Here is a 21,391-nt window from a genome sequence, read left to right as displayed (position 1 = left end):
ATGATTGAACAAACACTCACTGTCGTGTCGGTTAAAGGCACGACAGCGAATTTAGAAGCAGAACAAAAGCAAGCCTGTGCCGGCTGTAATGGTCGTTGTGGTTCGCAAGTTTTTGCAAAGTTGTTTGGAACAGCTAAAAAAACCTTTCCTTATACCTTCGAAAAAGAGCTCCAAGTCGGGCAAAAAGTAACTTTAGCACTTGATGATAGCCACTTAGTTAAACATGCTATGGCTGTTTACATGCTACCCCTTTTGTTTAGTTTAGGGTTTGCTTTAATCGCATTTTCGGCTTTTTCACTTGCAGAAGGCTGGCAAATTTTAGCCGCCGTGATTGGTGGCTTAACGGGCTATGCGATAGCAAAATCAAGGGTTAAGAGCCTTAAGCATGATATTAAAGTAATAAAAATTCACCCAATTACTATTCCTTTCACTCAAATAGATGGTGATTAAAGCCAATTAAATGTAAAATTGTCGCTTTATACACTTAGTCCATTTTATATAGAAGTTTAGAATCCAGTTTATGAAGCATATCCGTAATTTTTCGATCATCGCCCATATTGACCATGGTAAATCGACTCTCTCTGACCGTCTTATCCAAGTTTGTGGTGGTTTAACAGACCGTGAAATGCAGCAGCAGGTGTTAGACTCAATGGACATTGAGCGTGAGCGTGGTATTACCATCAAAGCGCAAAGTGTAACGCTAAATTATAAAGCTAAAGACGGCGAAACATATCAGTTAAACTTTATCGACACGCCAGGACACGTTGACTTCACATACGAAGTATCGCGTTCACTTGCAGCCTGTGAAGGTGCGCTTTTAGTTGTTGATGCGGGTCAAGGTGTAGAAGCTCAAACTTTAGCTAACTGCTACACAGCAATCGAAATGGACTTAGAAGTTATTCCAGTTCTAAATAAAATCGACTTACCACAAGCCGATCCACTTCGTGTAGCAGAAGAAATTGAAGACATCATTGGTATCGATGCCCTAGATGCTGTGCAATGTAGTGCTAAAACTGGTATTGGTATTGAAGAAGTACTAGAAATCATTGTTAAAGATATTCCGCCACCAGAAGGTGACAAAGATGAACCACTACAGGCGCTTATCATTGACTCATGGTTTGACCCATACCAAGGCGTTGTATCATTAGTACGTATTAAGCATGGTGAATTGCGCGCGGGCGATAAAATTAAGATCATGTCGAATGATCAAGTTCATATTGCTGATAAAGTGGGTATTTTCACACCAAAACAAACCAACACGGGTATCTTAAAAACCGGTGAAGTAGGCTTTGTTATTGCGGGTATTAAAGAAATCCATGGTGCACCTGTAGGTGATACCATCACTTTACAACGTAACTCTGCGCCAGAGCGTTTACCGGGCTTCCAGCGCATTAAACCGCAGGTTTATGCAGGTATGTTCCCAATTTCATCAGATGACTATGAGTCATTCCGTGATGCGCTTGATAAATTAAGCTTGAACGATGCGTCGTTATTCTTCGAGCCAGAAAACTCAACAGCACTAGGCTTTGGTTTCCGTTGTGGCTTCTTAGGTATGCTACACATGGAAATCATTCAAGAGCGTCTTGAGCGTGAATACGACATTGATCTCATTACCACTGCGCCAACAGTAATCTACGAAGTAGAGACTAAAGACGGAACTAAACAGATAGATAACCCGTCTGACTTACCGCCGGTGAATAATATTCTTGAAATCCGTGAGCCAATTGTTGAAGCTAACATATTAGTTCCGCAAGAATTTTTAGGTAACGTAATTACGCTTTGTGTTGAAAAGCGTGGTGTACAAACTAAAATGAGCTACCATGGTAAGCAAGTTGCGGTGACGTACGAATTACCGATGGCTGAAGTAGTCATGGACTTCTTTGATAAGTTAAAATCAACAAGCCGTGGTTTTGCATCGCTTGATTATAACTTTAAGCATTTCCAAGCTTCAGACATGGTACGTGTTGACGTATTAATTAATGGTGAGCGTGTTGATGCGTTAGCGATTATTGTACACCGCGATATTGCACAATCACGTGGTCGTCAGTTAGCTGAAGCACTGAAAGACTTAATTCCACGTCAGCAGTTTGATATTGCGATTCAAGCAGCGATTGGTCAGCATGTTATTGCCCGTACAACAGTTAAGCAATTACGTAAAAACGTAATCGCGAAATGTTACGGTGGTGACGTGAGTCGTAAGAAGAAACTACTACAAAAACAAAAAGAAGGTAAAAAGCGAATGAAGCAACTAGGTAACGTTGAAGTACCTCAAGATGCATTCTTAGCTATCCTTAAAGTTGGTAAATAATTAGAAGTAAATAAAGGAATTAATGCATGGCGGGTTACTTTTCTATTTTCTTAGTGTTGTTAACGCTAGGCTCAGGATTAATTTGGTTAATTGACCACTTTATGTTTGCGCCAAAACGTCAGCAACGCATTGCCCTTGCTCAAAACGCAGCAGGTGGCGAATTAGACGAAGAAACCGCTGCATTAATTGCGCCTGAGCCAAGCATCACTGAAACGGCTAAGTCAATCTTCCCGATGATTGCAGCGATCACTATTTTTCGCTCTTTCATTTTTGAACCGTTTCAAATTCCATCAGGTTCAATGATGCCAACCCTATTAGTGGGTGACTTCATTTTGGTACAGAAGTACTCATATGGCATCAAAGACCCAATTTGGCGTAGCCAGTTAGTTGATGTTGATGAACCTGAACGTGGTGATATTGTGGTATTTAAATACCCATTAGACGAGCGCGTAGATTACATTAAACGTACGATTGGTTTACCGGGCGATAAAATTGTATATCGCAATAAGCACCTTTATATTCAGCCAAAATGTGCCGAAGGTGAAACGCAGCAAGGTGATTTGCTGTGTAATGAATACAACAAAATTGATATGGAAATCCTCAATAGTGACGAGTTCAAGCAGGGTTCGATGAATTTAGTGCGCTTAGAAGAAAACCTAAGCACAGTGAATCATAATATTTTAATTAACCCGCAAGCTCCTGAAATGAAAGGCCGTTATTATCAACAACCAGGTACACGCTCAGACGAGTGGGTTGTTCCTGCCGATCATTATTTCATGATGGGTGATAACCGTGATAATAGCCAAGACAGTCGCTTTTGGGGCTTTGTACCTAAAGAAAACTTGGTAGGTAAAGCCGTCTTTATATGGATGAGTTTTGAATTTGAGAATGGCCCAGATGACTTTTTACCAGGCTGGGTTCCAACTGGTGTTCGTTTTGAACGCCTAGGTAATATTCAGTAACGATGAAAAAAAACGTAACAGAGTTATACAACAAAATAGGTTATACATTTACTGATCAAGCTTTGCTTGAGCAGGCAATGACGCACCGCAGTCATAAAGGCCAACATAACGAGCGCTTAGAGTTTTTAGGTGATTCGATTTTGAGCTTTGTGATTGCGAATGCACTTTACACTAAATTTCCAAAAGCACGCGAAGGTGATTTAAGCCGCATGCGTTCGACCCTAGTTCGTGGTCAAACGTTGGCTGAGTTTGGCCTAGAGTTTGGCTTAGGCGATTACTTACGCTTAGGTCCGGGTGAGCTTAAAAGCGGTGGTTTTCGCCGTGAATCAACCCTTGCTGATGCCGTAGAGGCGATTATTGGTGCAGTGTTCTTAGACTCAAACATTGAACAATGTGGTGAGTTAATTTTAAGTTGGTACGAGTCGCGTCTTGACGCAATTTCGCCGGGCTTAAATCAAAAAGATCCGAAAACATTACTTCAAGAATACTTACAAGCGCGCAAATTATCGTTACCTGGCTACACTGTAATTGATACAAAAGGCCAAGCGCACAATCAAACATTCACGGTTGAATGTATTGTTGAAGGGATGGATAGCATTATCTCAGTAGGTAGCTCACGTCGTAAAGCTGAGCAAAAAGCCGCTGAAAAAGCCTTAAAGATACTTAAAAATGAATCTTGATGATTTAATTAGCAAAGAACCTGCAGAGCTAGATACGCACTGCGGTATGGTTGCCATTGTTGGCCGCCCAAATGTAGGTAAATCAACCTTACTTAACTATATTGTTGAGCAAAAGGTGTCTATTACCTCACGTAAGCCACAAACCACACGCCACCGTATCATGGGTATTCATACCGAAGGTAAATACCAAGCTGTTTATGTTGATACACCAGGCTTACACGTCGAAGAAAAACGCGCTATTAACCGTTTAATGAACCGTGCTGCATCAAGCTCAATTGGCGATGTGGAACTTATCATCTTTGTGGTTGAAGGCACACACTGGAACGAAGACGATGAGATGGTACTAAATAAAGTACGTCAGAGTGGTCGTCCAGTATTATTAGTGATGAATAAAATTGACCAAGTTAAAGACCGTGATTTAGTGCTTCCGCACATGCAGTTTTTAGGTGGTAAATTTGATTTTGTGGCTATTATGCCGGTCTCTGCGAAGCAGGGTAAAAATATTGATTTAATCAAAGATGAAGTGAAAAAGCGTTTACCGCTTTGTGAGTTTTACTTCCCTGAAGACTACGTAACAGACCGTTCAATGCGCTTTATGGCAGCTGAAGTGATCCGTGAAAAGCTGATGCGCTTTATGGGTGATGAGCTACCATATTCGGTCACCGTTGAGATCGAGCAGTTTAAATGGCAAGAAAACGGTGTCTGGCAAATTAATGGTTTGATCCTCGTTGAGCGTGAAACACAAAAGCGTATGGTGATCGGCAATAAAGGCGAAAAGCTCAAAGTGATTGGCCGTGAAGCTCGTAAAGACCTTGAAGATATGCTTGATAACAAAGTGTTTTTAGAACTTTGGGTAAAAGTGAAGTCTGGCTGGGCTGACGATGAGCGTGCGCTACGTAGCCTTGGCTATGGTGAAGACTAAGTAAAGTCTTACACGCCATGGATAGCGAATTCTACACAGCATACTTGCTGCACCGACGTCCATTTAGCGACTCGCAAGTCATGCTCGATATGCTGGTAGAAGGCGTAGGTCAACTGAGAATGCTGGCCCGTGTTAGTGGTCGCCAGGCCACTAAACACAAAGCACAATTACAACCTTTCCAATCTCTGCTCGTACAATATAGCGGCAAGTCTGATTTAAAATACATTAATCGTTTTGAACCCCATGGCCGGCAAACTATGTTGCAGGGTACCGAGCTTTATTGCGGCTTCTATATGAACGAATTAACCAATCGTATCGTACCTATTAGTGAGCCGATGGAAAGTGTTTATCATCTTTATAAGCAGCATCTAGACGAATTATCAACCACTAAAAACCTACAAGCTGTGCTGCGCTCTTATGAGTTTCAGTTACTTGAGATGCTGGGTTATGGCGTTGATTTTAGTGTTGATGCCGAAGGTGATGAAATTAACGATGCAGCAAATTACCAGTATTTTGCTGAATACGGTTTTTTACTGCATGACGACCCCCATAGTGGCTTTTCAGGAAAGCAATTAAATGCCATAGCAGCTCATGACTTTAGCGCCCCTGATGTGTTATATATGGCAAAGCAATTAAGTCGATACCTACTCAAGCCTTTACTTGGTAAAAAGCCATTAAAAAGCCGTGAGTTATTTATTAAGTAGGCTGATGTTCAGCCTTGAATCGTTGTATTAAACAGGTAAAAAAATGAAAGATATTCTTCTTGGTGTAAACGTTGATCACATTGCCACTTTACGCCAAGCGCGTGGCACGAGTTACCCAGATCCTGCGCATGCTGCAGCTGTTGCAGAGCATGCTGGTGCAGATGGTATCACCATTCATTTGCGTGAAGACCGTCGTCACATTCAAGACCGCGACGTATATGTGATGGCAAAAACGATTCAAACACGTATGAATCTTGAGATTGCAGTCACCGATGAAATGATCGACATCGCCCTTGAAGTGAAACCTGCTTATGTTTGTTTAGTGCCTGAAAAACGTGAAGAGCTCACCACTGAGGGCGGCCTAGATGTTGTGGGTAATTTTGAAAAAGTAAAAGCAGCAACAGAAAAGCTAACAGCTGCGGGAATTAAGGTTTCGTTATTCATTGATGCCGACAACGCACAACTTGACGCTGCAAAAGCGTGTAATGCTCCATACGTTGAAATTCACACAGGTGCTTATGCTGATGCTGAAAATGACGAAGAGCTTCACACTGAGCTTGAGCGTATACGTAGCGGCGTACAATATGCTGATAGCTTAGGTTTAATCGTTAATGCCGGCCATGGTCTTCATTATCATAATGTAAAACCCATTGCGGCAATGCCAGAAATTTATGAGTTAAACATTGGCCATGCGATTATTGCCCGTGCAGCGATTGATGGTTTAGAAAAAGCAGTCAGCGATATGAAACGTTTAATGATTGAAGCAAGACTTTAACTGACGTCCTTAATAAGAGCCAGCAAATTTGAATACTGAACGCGGTGGATATAATATCCATCGCGTTTTTATTTACTCAGATAAACAATAAATTGTGCAAGTAATGAAGATAGCCAAGGCGAAAGGCAGAGTAGGGCGACTAAATATTGATACTTTTTCTTAAAGCTTTTTAAAACATCATCATCTATTGCCGACAGTTCACCTTTCTTGATTGAATGAATAACCATTGAGTCAGGTTTGGCCTTCATCAAACGGGCTTTACTTTCGTATTCTTGCCACTGCTCTGTGTAATTGATCTTTACGTAATCGTTTGCCATCCCACTAAGCTTTTTAGAACTGAGTATGAACCAAAAGAACGATAATGATGTAAAAAACAAAAATAAAATAAAAAACATTAATCTTCCTTGATATTCTTTCTAACTTTCTAACTTTCTAACTTTCTAACTTTCTAACTTTCTAACTTTCTAACTTTCTAACTTTCTAACTTTTATCGTTGTTGCTCAACCATACCTGCATCACTTAACAAATTATTCAGCTCATCAACAAGCTCAAATAATTCAGGCTCAATATAATTTAAATCGCAATCGCCTTTTAGTGCAGTCTCGAGTGTTTCGGCAAGTGATTTTAGTTTTGGTACGCCTGTGTAACAACATGCGCCATGGAACTTGTGTACTATGCTAAGTACATGTTCACAATCTTCTTTTTCTATAGCTTCATTGAGTAGGCGCAAGGTTTCAGGCACGCTGAGTAACAACATATTGAGCATTTCAAGCGCTAGCTCTTCTTTTCCGCCTGCGCGTTGAAGTGCCAGTTGCCAATCGAGGCGGGCACTTTCAAATGGAGGTTCTGAGTCAACTGCGGCAGTTTTACTACGTTCACGATTAATCGGCGATTGCGGGCTATGATCGCTAATTATTTGTTTTAGCATGTCCTCATCAATAGGCTTAGTTAAGTAACCTTTAAAGCCATCTTTAAGCAGTTGCTCTTTTTCACCTGCGAGGGCGTGAGCAGTCACTGCAATGATAGGGGTATCTTCATTAAGAGATGACTCGCGAATAAGTTTACATGCGGTAATACCATCCATAATTGGCATTTGGATGTCCATAAAGATCAAGTCATATTTATGGCTTTTACTTAAGCTGTAAGCTTGTGAGCCATTATGTGCGGTATCTATTAGCTCAATTTGTTCTTCAAGCAAGGTGCAAATTAGTTTTAGGTTAGCATCGTTATCGTCAACAACCAGTACTTTAAGTGGTAATAATTTTTCATCACCTTGCTCAATGTTATGCACTGGGTGGTCAAGACGGTAAGGCGCAGCAAGTACCTCACATAATTTACGGTGGTTAAGCGGTTTACTTAAGCAAGCATCTGCGCCGCTACCAACAAAGGCTTCACGCATATTATGCGAAACCGTATTAAGCATTATGTATAAATAATCAGTGACAGGACGCACTGCTTTTACATAACTCTTAAGTTGCTGCATATCGTCAATAGTAGCGGTATGGCCAATAATACAAATATCGTAGCTGAAGTCTTTGTTGATCTCATTTAAGAAGCTTTCTTCATCCATGCAGGCGGTTACGCGAGTTTGCCATTCATGCAGTAGCGATAACGTTGCTTGATGGGTATGCTCATGAGGCTCAAGATACAAAATACGTTTATTGATCAGTGATTGTGTTGGTAAGTCACTGGTAATTGAGTTACTTGGCGTTCTGAATACGGCATTGAACGTAAAGCAGGTACCATTACCAGGTGCTGAGTTTAGGGTAATACGGCCATTCATCGCTTCAACAATATGTTTAGTGATGATTAACCCAAGACCTGTGCCACCAAATTTACGGGTGATACTCGAGTCTGCTTGGCCAAATGGTGTAAACAACGCATCTTGTTTATCCATAGGGATACCCACACCGGTGTCGGTGACAGACACCAAAATAGAGGCGCGCTCTTCATCTAATAAGCGGTAGCCAACATCAACCTTGATTGAGCCTTTTTCAGTAAATTTAATGGCATTACTTAATAGGTTTATCAAAATTTGTTTAAAGCGGGTCGGGTCGCCAGTTAGGTTGTCTGGCACTTGCGGATGGATAAATATTGAAAGCTCAAGTTGCTTTTCGTGGGCACTTGGTGCCAACAGGGTCATAACTTCATTAATATTGTCACGGAGCTGGAATTGCATTGACTCAAGTTCCATGGCACCGGCTTCTAATTTCGAAAAGTCTAAAATATCACTGATAATTGTAAGTAAGCTATTGGCCGACAGTTCAATGGTATCTAGATAATCTTTTTGATGCTTATTCAGCGGGGTTTTGTAAAGCTGGCGCGTAAAACCAATTACACCATTTAAAGGCGTACGTAATTCGTGACTCATTTTAGCTAAGAAGTCAGATTTAACTCGGTTCGCATCTTGCGCATCTTTTTTAGCAATACTTAACTGAATATTTTGGGTTTCGTATTGTTCGAGTGTTTCGCGGTAATCAGAGGTTGCTTGGTCAATGTGCTTTTGCATCTCATCACGTTGCACAACCATAGTTTCTGAAATGGTATTTAAACCTGTGCGTAATAGCTCAAATTCGCCAAACATTTTTTGATCAAGCCCTGTGTCTACTTTGCCTTCAATGAGTTTGTCGGTAGCTAGTACTAACTTATTAAGAGGCTGAATAAACATGCGAGTTAATCTAAACGCTAATACGGTGGCAAGTATGAGCGCGAGTAAAATTACCACGCCACTGACTAATAATGCCCGTTGCTGGCCAATAATGGCTTGTTGTTTGTTGAGCATGATCACCACAGTGCCTAGCGATGCTTGGTAGCTGTGATGATTCCAAATCATGTCTTGGCGGCTATGATTAATTATGGCAGTAGAAAATGTTAAATAGTGCTCAGAATTTTGTACTTGAATGCCATCCATGCTGTTTGCATTGCTGCTAACAATTTCTTTGAATTCACTTTGGTATTTACTAAAAATCACTAACTCATTGTTTTCATCAAAAATAGCAATTGATTGGATAGCAGGGGAGTGTTTGTTATGTGTATGACTAACTAAGCGAGTTAATAAGGCTTTATCACGCTTTATTAATGGTTGCTCAACAGCAATGGCGAGGGGCTCAATAATAGTCACGCCCTGTTGATACAAAATTTCATCGAGCTCAATGTAACGATTTATTGTAAAATAACCGCCCAGCAACAAGCCTATGATCACAGTCGGTATAAGTGTAAGGGTTAAGACTGAGTCACGTAAGCCAAATTTAGTCATAAAGAATGTTGTTATCATTATTATCGTTGTTTAAGAGTATATACTTACTCCCGCTTTATCAATAATTAAGGTGTTGCCCGATGGCACAGATTTTCAAAGCCAAAAAGAAATCCGTTTCGCAAAAAATGCTAACCCTCAATGTCACTGCTATGGATCACCAAGGGCGAGGCGTTGCTAAGCAGGGAAATAAAGTCTGTTTTGTTAATGGTGCTTTGCCGGGTGAAGAAGTAAAAGCGTTATTGATTGAAGATAAGGCACGTTTTGCCAGTGCTGATTGTAAAAAAGTACTATCAGCCTCAGCGCATAGGGTTACTCCTTTTTGTCAGCATTATCAGGTTTGTGGTGGTTGCCAGCTACAGCACCTTAATGCAGAGCAACAATTGGTTGAGAAGCAAGCTGCGGTGAGCCAGCTGTTTAGCAAGTTTGCCAAAGCTGATGACTTAAATTGGCAAGCACCTCTGCTTAGTGAAGAGCGCCATTACCGTCGCTCTGCGCGTATTGCTGTAATGCATGACAAAGCCGCAAAGAAAATGCGCGTAGGATATCGAGCTCAAGGCTCTAAACAATTGGTGAGTATTGAAAGCTGTGATGTGCTGAGCAGCACTTTTAAAGACGTTTTTTCAGTTTTTGATGTTCTTATCAACAGCCATTCAGGTCTGAGTAGTATTAGTCACTTACAATTATGTGAAGCTGATAATGCGGCCTTTGTGGTTATTAGGCATACCAAAGCTATTAATGCAGAGTTAAAAGCCATAGTCGTAGCGGCGTGTGATGAATATAGCTGGCGTGTTGTGTGGCAATCACAAAGTGGTGAAATTGATCACAGTGACCATCCAATGCCGTACTACCAGATACCAGCTTATGATTTACGCTTTGAGTTTGGCCTTGAAAACTTTATTCAAGTTAACCCACAAGTTAACCAAGCTATGCTACATCAAGCAAGACAGTGGCTTGATTTACAAGGTCATGAACAGGTATTGGATTTATTTTGTGGTGTTGGTAACTTTTCATTATTGATTGCAAAGTATGCTAAATATGTTATTGGTGTTGAAGGGGTCGATTCTGCGGTTGCATTAGCAAAACAAAATGCGCAAACTAACTCATTGTCGAATACCGATTTTTATTGTTTTGATTTAACAAAATCAATGCAATCAGCTGCTTGGTTTAGTGCCGAACTTGACGTGTTAGTTCTTGATCCATCACGTACTGGCGCAATGGCTATTTTAGAGCAGTTACCACTTACTCAATTTAAAACGATTTTATACGTCTCTTGTGATCCTGTTACTTTAGCCCGTGACAGTGCAATTATTTTACAAGCAGGCTTTAGCATTGAAAAAATTGGGCTTATGAATATGTTCCCGCATACTGGGCATATTGAAACGATGGCGTTATTTCACAGGAGGTAAAGCGCACATGGTAGCCACTAGACAGTCACATCAGCTAACTAAGCCGAGTGATTTTGCCAGCCGTATCGAGCTGTTAGCGCTAACAGAAGACAAACATACCTTATTAGAGCAGGCTCACCAACTGTGCCTGCACTGCGATGATGCAAAACGTGAAAATACAGCCATTGAGATGGTGGAGATTTTAGCTGAGCTAAATTTAGATGCAGACTCGCTTGCCACTGCTTTTTTAACGCCTTATTTTTTAGCCGAAAAAATCTCAATTGAGACAGTCACCGAAAAGCTGGGTAATCACGTTGCGTTATTACTAACAGGCGTAAGCCAAATGGCTACCATCAGCACATTAGCCCATCAAGGAAAAGGCACAGTACAAATCGATAATATTCGCCGTATGCTGTTAGCCATGGTTGAAGATGTGCGCGCCGTAGTGATTAAACTTGCAGAGCAAGTGTGCCACCTGCGTGATGTGAAAGACGCCAGTGAAGAAGAGCGTGTCATTGCCGCTAAAGAAACACGCGACATTTTTGCGCCCCTAGCTAATCGTTTAGGGATTGGTCAGCTTAAATGGGAACTTGAAGATCTTTCGTTCCGTTATTTGCACCCAGATACCTATAAAAATATCGCCAAACAGCTGGATGATAAGCGCCTTGCCCGTGAAGCTTACATGGAGAACATGGTTGCTTTAGTAAAAGCACGCTTGGCTGAAGCAGGTATTGAAGGTGAGGTGTATGGCCGCCCTAAGCATATCTACAGCATCTACAAAAAAATGGCACAGAAGAACTACGAGTTCGACCAGCTTTTTGATATTCGCGCTATGCGCATAGTGGTAGAGCGTCTGCAAGATTGTTACGCTGCATTAGGTATCGTGCATACTAACTGGCGCCATTTAAATAAAGAATTTGATGATTACATCGCAACACCTAAGCAAAACGGTTATCAGTCAATTCATACCGTGGTATTTGGTCCAGAAGGCAAAACCGTTGAAATTCAAATTCGTACGAGCGAAATGCACCAAGATGCTGAGCTAGGTGTTGCTGCGCACTGGATGTACAAAGAAGGTGCATTGCCAGGACGTGGTTCAGGCTACGAGCAAAAAATTAGCTGGTTACGTAAGTTACTGCAATGGCAAGAAGAAGTTGTTGATGGCAGTGACTTAGCGGAAGAGCTTAAAAACCAAGTAGTAGAAGACCGTGTTTATGTGTTTACGCCTAAAGGGGATATTTTCGATTTGCCGCTGGGTGCAACACCACTTGATTTTGCTTATTACATTCACTCAAATGTAGGGCATCGTTGTATTGGCGCAAAAGTGTTTGGCAAAATTGTGCCATTTACTCACCAATTAAGCACCGGCGATCAGGTTGAAATTTTAACTCAAAAGCAACCTAACCCAAGCCGTGATTGGTTAAACCCATCGCTAGGTTATATTAAGTCTTCACGAGCACGCTCTAAAATCCATCATTGGTTTAAGCAGCTGGATCGCGATAAAAACTTAAGTGCCGGTAAAGAAATACTCGAAAGTGAGCTGCAAAAGCTAGATTTAACAACCAAAGATCTAGCGCCAGCAATCGAGCGCTTTAACCTTAAAGGCCTTGACGACCTTATGGTTGCGGTAGGTGCTGGAGATGTTCGCTTAAACCAGTTATTAAACTTTATTAGTGACCGTGAGCATGACGAGCCACAAATTAAGTTTAAAAAACCAAAAAGTGTCACCGGCGATAAGAACGGTATTGTTGTAGATGGGGTAGGTAGCTTAATGAGCCATGTTGCTAAATGCTGCCGACCTGTGCCGGGCGATGAAATTATTGGCTACATTACGCAAGGCCGAGGGATTGCAGTTCACCGTGAAGATTGCGATTCGTTTGAGAAACTTCGTGAAAAGCATCCTGAGCGGGTGATATCAGTAAGTTGGTCAGACGATGTCAATGGCTCTTACTCATTGACGATTAAAGTTGAAGCGACCGATCGTTCAGGCCTTATTCGAGATATCAGCTCAGTACTTGCAAACGAAAAAGTGAATGTGCTGAACATGAACGTCAACACAGTAGAAGATAAGCAGCTTGCGCTGTTTTCAATGCAGGTTGAAGTACATGACTTATCAAGCACCAACCGCTTATTGTCTAAGTTACACCAAATCGAAGGTGTACATGATGCAAAGCGTGGTCATTCGTAATGGATGATAAACAGGCAATTGAGCAGTCGCTTGCAATTATGGCTAAACTACGGGACCCAGAATCTGGGTGCCCGTGGGATTTAAAACAAGACTTTAAATCAATAGTGCCGCATACCCTTGAAGAAGCTTACGAAGTAGCAGACTGCATTGAAAAAGGTGAGCTTACCGAGCTTAAAAGTGAGCTTGGCGATTTACTGTTTCAAGTCATCTTTTATGCTCAACTTGCCAAAGAGCAAGGATTATTTGATTTTACCGATGTGGCTAATACGCTTAATGATAAATTAGTGCGTCGTCATCCCCATGTCTTTGCAGAACAAAGTGAGCTGACTGACTCTGAGCTTTCGGCGCAGTGGCAGGCTATTAAAGCACAAGAGCGAGCAGAAAAAGCAGCTTCACCACAAATGAGCCTGTGGCAAGATATTCCCGATGCAATGCCGGGGTTATCAAAAGCGAAGAAGATTCAACAGCGTGTAGCAAGCCTAGGGTTTGATTGGCCAAGTTATCATGGTGCGCTCGATAAAGTTGCTGAAGAAGTAGACGAAGTAAAAGAAGCGCTGGCTCACGATCCTTATTCAGAGCACAGTGCAGAAGAGCTTGGCGATTTACTGTTTGCAACAGTGAATGTTGCCCGTCATATTAAGCGCGATCCTGAGCAATTATTACGAAGTGCCAATGCTAAGTTCGCGTCACGCTTTGAAAAAGTGGCTGCTTACTTAGGTGAACGTGGCCAGAGCCTAGAAACGGCTAGCCTCGAAGAAATGGACAACGCATGGGAAGCCATAAAAAAACAAGCCAGGTAAGTGCATTGTAGAGCAGTTTGGGTACAGTGTAACCAAGCTCGTTTTTTGTGCACTTATTTGCTAATTTTATCTGGATTGATAGCAGCCCCTTTGCTATAATATCGCCCCGTCTTGATTCTATATTATTCCTTTTAATTCCTGATATTCTAGGGTTCGCATGAGTACAAAATTTATCTTCGTAACTGGCGGGGTTGTTTCTTCGTTGGGTAAGGGTATTGCAGCAGCGTCATTAGCCGCTATTTTAGAAGCACGTGGTCTTAACGTGACTATTTTAAAGCTGGATCCTTACATTAACGTTGACCCAGGCACTATGAGCCCAATTCAGCACGGTGAAGTATTTGTAACTGAAGACGGTGCAGAGACTGACCTTGACTTAGGTCACTATGAGCGTTTCATCCGTACCAAGATGACTAGCCGCAACAACTTCACACAAGGTCGTGTTTATGAAGATGTATTACGACGTGAGCGTCGTGGTGAGTACCTTGGTGCAACAATTCAGGTTATTCCACACATCACAAACGACATTAAGCAACGTGTATACGACGGTGCTGAAGGTCGCGATGTAGCAATCGTTGAAATTGGCGGTACAGTTGGTGACATCGAGTCACAACCATTTTTAGAAGCAATTCGTCAGCTTGGCACTGAAATTGGCCGTGAGCGCGCATTGTTTATCCACCTAACGCTAGTGCCATTCTTAGGCCCTGCAGGTGAAGTTAAAACTAAGCCAACACAACATTCAGTAAAAGAATTACGTTCGATTGGTATCCAACCAGATATCTTGATCTGTCGTTCTGATCGTAAATTACCAAATAACGAGCGCGCGAAGATCGCACTTTTCACTAACGTTGAAGAGAAAGCTGTTATTTCATTACCAGACGTAGAAAGCATCTATAAGATCCCTGCGTTACTTAAGTCACAAGAATTAGATAACTTCGTATGTCGTCGTTTCTATCTTGAGTGCCCAGAAGCAGATTTATCTGAGTGGGAACAAGTGTTATACCAAGAGTCTAACCCAACAGGTGAAGTGACAATTGGTATGGTTGGTAAGTACATCGAACTACCAGATGCATATAAATCAGTAAACGAAGCATTAAAGCATGCAGGTCTGAAAAACCGTTTAACTGTGAACATCGAATACGTTGATTCACAAGACTTAGAAAGCAAAGGTACTGAGTTACTCTCTCACCTTGATGCTATCTTAGTTCCAGGTGGCTTCGGCGGCCGTGGTGTTGAAGGTAAGATCTTAGCGGCTAAATATGCACGTGAAAATAAAGTTCCTTATTTAGGCATTTGTTTAGGTATGCAAGTAGCGCTTATTGAATATGCGCGTAACGTTGCAGGCCTTGAAGATGCAAACTCAACAGAGTTTAACGCTAAATCAGCACACCCAGTTGTTGGTTTAATCACTGAATGGCAAGATGCTGACGGTAACGTTGAAATCCGTGATGAGCAATCTGACCTAGGTGGTACTATGCGTTTAGGTGCACAGAAGTGTCACTTAACACCGGGTTCTAAAGTAAGTGAAGTATACGGTAGTGACGAAATTGTTGAACGTCACCGTCACCGTTACGAAGTGAATAACCACTTTGTAGAGCAGCTTGAAAAAGCAGGCTTAAGTTTCACTGGTTTATCTGAAGATAAGAAACTAGTCGAAATTATCGAGAATAAAGATCACCCTTGGTTTATTGCCGCGCAATTCCACCCGGAATTCACGTCAACACCACGTGATGGTCACCCGCTATTTGAAGGGTTTGTTGCAGCTGCACATACTCACCAAAAAGCGTCATCGTAATTTAAATAGGCCGTGCTTTATGCACGGCTTATTTGTTTTAATAAGCCAATGGCATTAAGGATAATTAATAAAATTGGCACTAACTCACCATTTTCGGGAAAAGAGGAATCAAGATGTCAGAAATCGTAAAAGTGATTGGTCGCGAAATCATGGACTCGCGTGGTAACCCAACTGTTGAAGCTGATGTACATTTAGCTGATGGTTCATGGGGCCGTGCTGCAGCACCATCTGGTGCATCAACAGGTACTCGCGAAGCGCTTGAATTACGTGATGGTGATAAAGCACGTTACCTAGGTAAAGGTGTTTTAAAAGCAGTAGGCTATATCAATAACGAAATCGCTGAAGCGCTTAAAGGCCAAAACGCAGTTGACCAAAAAGCTGTTGACCAAGTAATGCTTGACTTAGATGGTACTGAAAACAAAGAAAAACTAGGTGCTAACGCTATCTTAGCTGTGTCTTTAGCTACGGCTAAAGCGGCTGCTAACTCTAAAGGTGTTGAGCTTTATGAGCACATTGCAGACCTAAACGGCACATCAGGTGTTTACTCAATGCCATTACCTATGATGAACATCATCAATGGTGGTGAGCACGCTGATAACTCTGTTGATATTCAAGAGTTCATGATCCAGCCAGTTGGTGCTTCAAACTTCCGTGAAGCATTACGTATGGGCGCTGAAGTTTTCCACAGCTTAGCCAAAGTACTTAAAGCTGAAGGTCACTCTACATCAGTAGGTGATGAAGGTGGTTTTGCTCCTAACCTTGAATCAAACGAAGCGGCACTTGCTGCAATCAAGGTTGCTGTAGCAAATGCAGGTTATGAGCTTGGTAAAGATATCACTCTAGCTCTAGACTGTGCGGCATCTGAGTTCTACGACAAAGAAGCGAATATCTACGACCTTAAAGGCGAAGGTAAAAAATTCACTTCTGAAGAATTCAACCACTTCCTTAAAGGCCTTACTGAGCAATACCCAATTGTTTCAATTGAAGACGGCTTAGATGAGTCTGATTGGGATGGTTTCGCACACCAAACACAACTAATTGGCGACAAAGTACAATTAGTAGGTGATGACCTTTTCGTAACTAACACGAAGATCTTAAAGCGTGGTATTGATAACGGTATTGCTAACTCAATCCTAATCAAGTTCAACCAAATCGGTTCATTAACTGAAACGCTTGCTGCTATCAAAATGGCTAAAGACGCTGGCTTCACAGCTGTTATCTCACACCGTTCAGGTGAAACTGAAGATGCGACAATTGCTGATTTAGCAGTAGGTACTGCAGCTGGTCAAATCAAAACGGGTTCATTAAGCCGCTCTGACCGTATTGCTAAGTACAACCAACTACTTCGCATTGAAGAAGTATTAGGTGAGAAAGCACCTTACAACGGTCTTAAAGAGGTTAAAGGTCAGTAATCAGGCTTAGCTTCATCAAGACTTTAAAAAACCTCCTTCGGGAGGTTTTTTTATAGCTGAAATTGTTGTTTTAGGATTTCGCCAGTAAAGCTGGTTTTTAGATAAAAGCCGCGAGGTAAGGTTTGTATTATCTGGCCATTTGGGCCAATTGCATCTGTTAGCGCTCTACTGTTGGCTGCTTTTGGCCTTATTTGCATTACATCGCCTAAATGCCCTGAAATTTCATCCACGCGACCAAGGGCGATTAGCTCCATTTGTTCTTCCCAATCACGCTGTAAAAGGGCATCTTGCTCTGCACTTGGCTGCCATAAAAAGCCACTGCCTATGGTACGGTGAAAAGGTAGTATCTCGCGCTCGCCTAAAATCGGTAACCACAAAACATGATTCAACTTTTTACGAACCGTACTTTGCTGCCAAGTCATTCCGGTTACATTTAATAGCGGTGTTACCGAAACAAAGGTTGTTTCGAGGGGCTTGCCTTTAAATGAAATAGGTAGGGTTTTTAGCTCAATGCCTAACTCTTCAAAATCAGGTGTTGGCTTTGAGCCTGCTGTTGCACCAAGTACATATTCGATAAGTTGCCCGGTCCAGCCTTTTTCACGTAGTAAATCGTCAGGGGTTTTAAACTTATATTGCTCGGCTAGCTGCCCTAAGGTTAGGCCAGCAATAGCATCAACACGTTGCATTAATTCGTTTATAGAAGCGGGTTTTATTGGTCGCATAAGGCGTTTATTTGATTGTCTAATTAACCGTATCATGATAGCAAATGCGTGCCTTAGTGGATATCTTTGTGTTTGGGTGTTTTTTGCGCACGTTAAGAGTGGGCTAAAAATAATCAGTTTTACTTTTGGATGTTCTGGTCTAACTAACTGATATTTAATTGTTTTGCTGTTTTTTTATGTTGTTTCTATTTCATTAATTAAACAGTTGTTTGTATAAATACAGATATATAAACATGTTTATCCACAGTTTCTGTGGAGAAAGTGGATATTTCAACTGTGGATTGTGGATTTGTTTGCAATTTAGGCATGATTTATAAAAGTTATGCACAAGCTGTGGGTAAGGTGGTAAAAATACGGTTGTAAATAGTTATTTTAATCAAACTGCACATTTTTATAATAATTACTTCGTAACATCTTGATTAAACATGTTTGTTAAAAAATAAATTTCCAATCTAATTTAGGCTTAGGTGTAAAGTGTTTGCTGTATCGCAGGTTATGTGGAACAATCAATAAAAATCGACTTACAAATGAGGCACTAAGGTGATTGATGCCGAAGGTTTTCGTGCCAATGTCGGAATTGTAATTTGCAATAATCAGGGACAAGTATTTTGGGCTCGTCGCTATGGTCAGCACTCTTGGCAATTTCCCCAAGGTGGTGTTGATGACGGCGAAACAGCAGAGCAAACCATGTACAGAGAATTACACGAAGAAGTGGGCTTGCTTCCTGAAGACGTTGAGATCGTCGCAAGTTCTAAACATTGGTTACGCTATAAATTACCCAAGCGTTTAATTCGCAGAGACTCAAGTCCTGTGTGTATTGGGCAAAAACAAAAATGGTTTTTACTGAAACTTCGTTGTAAAGATGAAGATGTAGATTTACTTAAAACTCATCACCCCGAGTTTGATGATTGGCGATGGGTGAGTTATTGGTATCCGGTTAGGCAAGTTGTTTCGTTTAAGCGCGATGTATATCGTCGAGTAATGAAAGAGTTTGCTCCGTTTGCAATGCCGTTTAATAAACGAGAGCAACACAAAGATCATTGGCGACATAAACGATAAGGGCAACCTTATTTAAATCAAAGGAGCAGCATCATGTTAGCCACGCTCAGATCAATTGCTGAGGCAGTGTCGCAACAGGCGGACTTAAATAGTGCGCTGGGGTGTTTTGTGCAAATGGTAAAAGATGCCATGCAAACACAGTGCTGCTCGATTTATTTTGCAGATTATAGTCAAGATAACTTTGTATTGATGGCCACCCAAGGCCTCAACCCAGATGCAGTGGGTAAGTTTCGTATAGGCTTTACTGAAGGTCTCGTTGGTCTTGTTGCTCAGCGTGAAGAGCCTATTAATATTGCTTTTGCTAAGTCTCACCCTCGTTTTAAACTCTCACCTGAAGTTAATGAAGAAGGCTATAACGCATTTTTGTCAGTGCCAGTCGTGCACCAGAAAAAGGTTTTAGGCGTTATTGTTGTTCAACAAAAACTAGCCCGTGTTTTTAGCCCTGACGAGGAATCATTCTTAATTACGCTCTCGGCCCAGCTAGCTTCTCAGTTAGCTCATGCAGAAATAAAAGAAATATTACGCGTTGATGAGTTTTCCCACCAAACCTCAGTACTAAAAGGGGTATCAAGTGCACCAGGTATTGCCATAGGTGAAGCCTTTGTGGTGATCCCTAAACTTGACTTTAGTTCTATTGAACTGCAAAAAGACGACGATGTGAGCACCCAGCGTAAGCTATTTACCCAAGCTGTGGCTGCGACGCGTAACGAGTTTAATACCTTATCTATGACTCTGAGCGACTCTATTCCGCAAGAGGCACTGGCGGTATTTGATGTTTATCAGCAGTTACTTGATGCCAAAAGTCTTGGTCAAAATGTTGAAGCGCAATTACAACAAGGCTGGAATGCTAAAAGCGCCCTGAAAATTGTAATTGAGAAATTGGTGACTCAATTCAATGCCATGCAAGATCCTTACATTAAAGAGCGTGCTGTTGATGTTAAAGATATTGGTTTACGGGTTTTACATCACTTAGTTAATACTGAGCATGCGGCAAAACCTTACCCTAAAGACACTATTTTAATTGCCGGTACATTAACCCCCGCAATGCTTGCTGAAGTACCGAAAGGGCACCTTGCTGGGGTTGTGAGTGTTAATGGTGCGGCAAATAGTCATGCTTCTATATTAACTCGTGCTATGGGGATCCCTGCTATTTGGGGCATTGAAGATGTGCCGTTATTGCAATTTGAAGGCAAGCAAATGATTTTAGATGCCTATGCAGGGCGTTTATATATTTCTCCTTCACAAATGCTGCAAGAGGAATACAGTCAGCTCAAATATCAAGAAGCCTTATTGAACGACCGTTTTGTAGCAGAGCAAAACCTAGATGCCGTCACTAAAGATGGCGAACACATTAGCTTGCTACTAAACGCGGGTCTTGAATTAAATACCGAGCATGACAATAAGCCATTTTGCGATGGGGTAGGTCTTTATCGCACCGAAGCCTGGTTTATGCAAAAAGGCCAATTTCCTTCACAGTCAGAACAAGAAAGCTGGTATCGTGAAGTGCTCACTAGCTACCATCCTAATCCTGTGGTGATGCGTACACTCGATATTGGTGGCGATAAAGTTTTAGATTACTTCAATATAACAGAAGAAAATCCATTTTTAGGTTGGCGTGGTATTCGCGTTACCTTAGATCATCCAGAGCTATTTTTAGATCAGCTCAAGGCAATGTTAAAAGCCAACATTGGGTTGGGTAATTTAAAAATCATGCTGCCGATGATCAGCGGCTCAGAGGAAGTCGATGAATCGTTAAAATTGCTCGAAAAAGCCTACTTTGAGTTAAGTGAACAATATCCTGAACAAGCCATTGAGCGCCCTGAAATTGGCGTGATGTTAGAAGTACCTTCGAGTGTATTTATGCTTGAAGAGTGGTCGCAAAAAGTCGATTTTTGCTCTGTAGGTAGCAACGATTTAACCCAGTATATGCTGGCAGTTGATCGCTCTAATGCCCGCGTTGCTGAGCTATTTAACCCTTATCACCCAAGTGTACTTAGAGTGCTGTTAAAAATAGCACAAGAGTGTCAGCAATATGAGTTGCCATTTAGTTTATGTGGTGAGTTAGGGGGCGACCCTGAAGGCGCTTTACTGCTCATTGCGATGGGGTATCGAAGCTTGAGCATGAACTACGCTTCGATTAGTAAAATTAAGTTTGTGCTTAGGCGATTAAATGTCAGTGATATGGAAAAGTTACTTGCAGAGTGCTTATTACAACCAACGGCAAAGCATGTACTTAGGTTGACACGTAACTTTATGATCGAACATCAACTCGGTGAGCTTTTTTACACCCCAAGCCAAGGTCAATCATGAGGGAAAATTGTGCTGTGAAGCGCCTATACCCAAGCCACCTCAAGATGTAGAATTCAGCGTTTCACAGGTGCTTAATATCAAGGCGTTACTTTGCAACAATGGCAGTCCCTTTTAAG

The 21,391-nt window shown here is 41.6% G+C and carries 17 protein-coding genes; 14 read left to right on the top strand and 3 right to left on the bottom strand.

Translation table 11 applies throughout. The features are described from left to right. From ABMY41_RS09125 to pdxJ, 7 genes are all read left to right on the top strand, one after another. Entirely contained in the window at positions 1–450 is a 450-nt protein-coding gene (locus tag ABMY41_RS09125) for a SoxR reducing system RseC family protein (protein ID WP_054554334.1), read from the top strand. Positions 451–520: 70 nt separating this feature from the next. Further along, positions 521–2,308, top strand: a complete 1,788-nt coding sequence (gene lepA / locus ABMY41_RS09120; RefSeq protein ID WP_175079985.1) for a translation elongation factor 4 — start codon at positions 521–523, stop codon at positions 2,306–2,308. Between the two features lie 26 nt (positions 2,309–2,334). Further along, entirely contained in the window at positions 2,335–3,270 is a 936-nt protein-coding gene (gene lepB / locus ABMY41_RS09115; protein WP_175079984.1) for a signal peptidase I, read from the top strand. Between the two features lie 2 nt (positions 3,271–3,272). Continuing rightward, complete coding sequence (gene rnc, locus ABMY41_RS09110; protein ID WP_054554337.1) at positions 3,273–3,950, top strand: ribonuclease III; 678 nt, start codon at positions 3,273–3,275, stop codon at positions 3,948–3,950. Next, complete coding sequence (era, locus tag ABMY41_RS09105) at positions 3,940–4,872, top strand: GTPase Era (RefSeq protein WP_054554338.1); 933 nt, start codon at positions 3,940–3,942, stop codon at positions 4,870–4,872. The genes rnc and era overlap by 11 nt, the downstream gene beginning before the upstream one ends. Positions 4,873–4,889: 17 nt before the next feature. Continuing rightward, positions 4,890–5,576, top strand: coding sequence for a DNA repair protein RecO (gene recO / locus ABMY41_RS09100; protein WP_217874763.1), 687 nt, complete (start codon positions 4,890–4,892; stop codon positions 5,574–5,576). Positions 5,577–5,619: 43 nt separating this feature from the next. Next, a complete protein-coding gene (gene pdxJ, locus ABMY41_RS09095) occupies positions 5,620–6,351 on the top strand; it encodes a pyridoxine 5'-phosphate synthase (RefSeq protein WP_054554340.1) in 732 nt (243 codons plus the stop codon). Between the two features lie 68 nt (positions 6,352–6,419). On the opposite strand, the gene ABMY41_RS09090 is transcribed toward pdxJ, so the two are convergent. Both ABMY41_RS09090 and barA read right to left on the bottom strand, forming a co-directional pair. Further along, the gene (locus ABMY41_RS09090; protein ID WP_349274540.1) at positions 6,420–6,668 is read right to left on the bottom strand and encodes a hypothetical protein; all 249 of its coding nucleotides are present in this window, start codon (positions 6,666–6,668) and stop codon (positions 6,420–6,422) included. Positions 6,669–6,838: 170 nt separating this feature from the next. Then, the gene (gene barA, locus ABMY41_RS09085; RefSeq protein WP_058586457.1) at positions 6,839–9,607 is read right to left on the bottom strand and encodes a two-component sensor histidine kinase BarA; all 2,769 of its coding nucleotides are present in this window, start codon (positions 9,605–9,607) and stop codon (positions 6,839–6,841) included. Between the two features lie 80 nt (positions 9,608–9,687). On the opposite strand from barA, the gene rlmD reads away from it, so the two are divergent. The 5 genes from rlmD (at position 9,688) to eno (ending at position 17,184) form a co-directional block, all read left to right on the top strand. Next, positions 9,688–11,013: a 23S rRNA (uracil(1939)-C(5))-methyltransferase RlmD gene (gene rlmD, locus ABMY41_RS09080; protein WP_349274539.1), complete on the top strand. Its 1,326-nt coding sequence runs from the start codon at positions 9,688–9,690 to the stop codon at positions 11,011–11,013. 7 nt (positions 11,014–11,020) lie between these two features. Next, positions 11,021–13,180: a GTP diphosphokinase gene (gene relA / locus ABMY41_RS09075; protein WP_349274538.1), complete on the top strand. Its 2,160-nt coding sequence runs from the start codon at positions 11,021–11,023 to the stop codon at positions 13,178–13,180. Further along, positions 13,180–13,980 carry a nucleoside triphosphate pyrophosphohydrolase gene (mazG, locus tag ABMY41_RS09070; protein ID WP_349274537.1) on the top strand — a complete coding sequence of 267 codons (801 nt, stop codon included), beginning with the start codon at positions 13,180–13,182 and terminating at the stop codon, positions 13,978–13,980. The genes relA and mazG overlap by 1 nt, the downstream gene beginning before the upstream one ends. A gap of 157 nt (positions 13,981–14,137) precedes the next feature. Then, positions 14,138–15,772, top strand: a complete 1,635-nt coding sequence (locus ABMY41_RS09065; protein ID WP_054562242.1) for a CTP synthase — start codon at positions 14,138–14,140, stop codon at positions 15,770–15,772. A gap of 113 nt (positions 15,773–15,885) precedes the next feature. Further along, positions 15,886–17,184, top strand: a complete 1,299-nt coding sequence (gene eno, locus ABMY41_RS09060; protein WP_055020681.1) for a phosphopyruvate hydratase — start codon at positions 15,886–15,888, stop codon at positions 17,182–17,184. A 50-nt stretch (positions 17,185–17,234) separates the two neighbouring features. On the opposite strand, the gene mutH is transcribed toward eno, so the two are convergent. Further along, complete coding sequence (gene mutH, locus ABMY41_RS09055) at positions 17,235–17,906, bottom strand: DNA mismatch repair endonuclease MutH (protein ID WP_349274536.1); 672 nt, start codon at positions 17,904–17,906, stop codon at positions 17,235–17,237. Between the two features lie 540 nt (positions 17,907–18,446). Here mutH and rppH point away from each other — a divergent pair. After that, the gene (gene rppH, locus ABMY41_RS09050; protein ID WP_054562240.1) at positions 18,447–18,965 is read left to right on the top strand and encodes an RNA pyrophosphohydrolase; all 519 of its coding nucleotides are present in this window, start codon (positions 18,447–18,449) and stop codon (positions 18,963–18,965) included. A 33-nt stretch (positions 18,966–18,998) separates the two neighbouring features. Beyond that, on the top strand, positions 18,999–21,275 hold the full coding sequence (gene ptsP, locus ABMY41_RS09045) for a phosphoenolpyruvate--protein phosphotransferase (RefSeq protein ID WP_349274535.1): 2,277 nt from the start codon (positions 18,999–19,001) through the stop codon (positions 21,273–21,275). Positions 21,276–21,391: the final 116 nt, after the last annotated feature.

It is taken from the genome of Pseudoalteromonas sp. BZA4, assembly GCF_040104395.1.
Lineage (GTDB): Bacteria > Pseudomonadota > Gammaproteobacteria > Enterobacterales > Alteromonadaceae > Pseudoalteromonas.
Note: the sequence above shows the minus strand (reverse complement) of the source record. Positions and strands in the feature narration are given on the sequence as shown.

What these genes read in the sequence shown, in the direction of transcription:
- relA (WP_349274538.1), top strand. Translation starts at nt 11,021, where the DNA reads ATGGTAGCCACTAGACAGTCACATCAGCTAACTAAGCCGAGTGATTTT.
- ABMY41_RS09125 (WP_054554334.1), top strand. Translation starts at nt 1, where the DNA reads ATGATTGAACAAACACTCACTGTCGTGTCGGTTAAAGGCACGACAGCG.
- ABMY41_RS09065 (WP_054562242.1), top strand. Translation starts at nt 14,138, where the DNA reads ATGAGTACAAAATTTATCTTCGTAACTGGCGGGGTTGTTTCTTCGTTG.
- era (WP_054554338.1), top strand. Translation starts at nt 3,940, where the DNA reads ATGAATCTTGATGATTTAATTAGCAAAGAACCTGCAGAGCTAGATACG.
- lepA (WP_175079985.1), top strand. Translation starts at nt 521, where the DNA reads ATGAAGCATATCCGTAATTTTTCGATCATCGCCCATATTGACCATGGT.
- recO (WP_217874763.1), top strand. Translation starts at nt 4,890, where the DNA reads ATGGATAGCGAATTCTACACAGCATACTTGCTGCACCGACGTCCATTT.
- rnc (WP_054554337.1), top strand. Translation starts at nt 3,273, where the DNA reads ATGAAAAAAAACGTAACAGAGTTATACAACAAAATAGGTTATACATTT.
- pdxJ (WP_054554340.1), top strand. Translation starts at nt 5,620, where the DNA reads ATGAAAGATATTCTTCTTGGTGTAAACGTTGATCACATTGCCACTTTA.
- mutH (WP_349274536.1), bottom strand. Translation starts at nt 17,906, where the DNA reads ATGCGACCAATAAAACCCGCTTCTATAAACGAATTAATGCAACGTGTT.
- barA (WP_058586457.1), bottom strand. Translation starts at nt 9,607, where the DNA reads ATGACTAAATTTGGCTTACGTGACTCAGTCTTAACCCTTACACTTATA.
- lepB (WP_175079984.1), top strand. Translation starts at nt 2,335, where the DNA reads ATGGCGGGTTACTTTTCTATTTTCTTAGTGTTGTTAACGCTAGGCTCA.
- rlmD (WP_349274539.1), top strand. Translation starts at nt 9,688, where the DNA reads ATGGCACAGATTTTCAAAGCCAAAAAGAAATCCGTTTCGCAAAAAATG.
- ptsP (WP_349274535.1), top strand. Translation starts at nt 18,999, where the DNA reads ATGTTAGCCACGCTCAGATCAATTGCTGAGGCAGTGTCGCAACAGGCG.
- ABMY41_RS09090 (WP_349274540.1), bottom strand. Translation starts at nt 6,668, where the DNA reads ATGGCAAACGATTACGTAAAGATCAATTACACAGAGCAGTGGCAAGAA.
- eno (WP_055020681.1), top strand. Translation starts at nt 15,886, where the DNA reads ATGTCAGAAATCGTAAAAGTGATTGGTCGCGAAATCATGGACTCGCGT.
- mazG (WP_349274537.1), top strand. Translation starts at nt 13,180, where the DNA reads ATGGATGATAAACAGGCAATTGAGCAGTCGCTTGCAATTATGGCTAAA.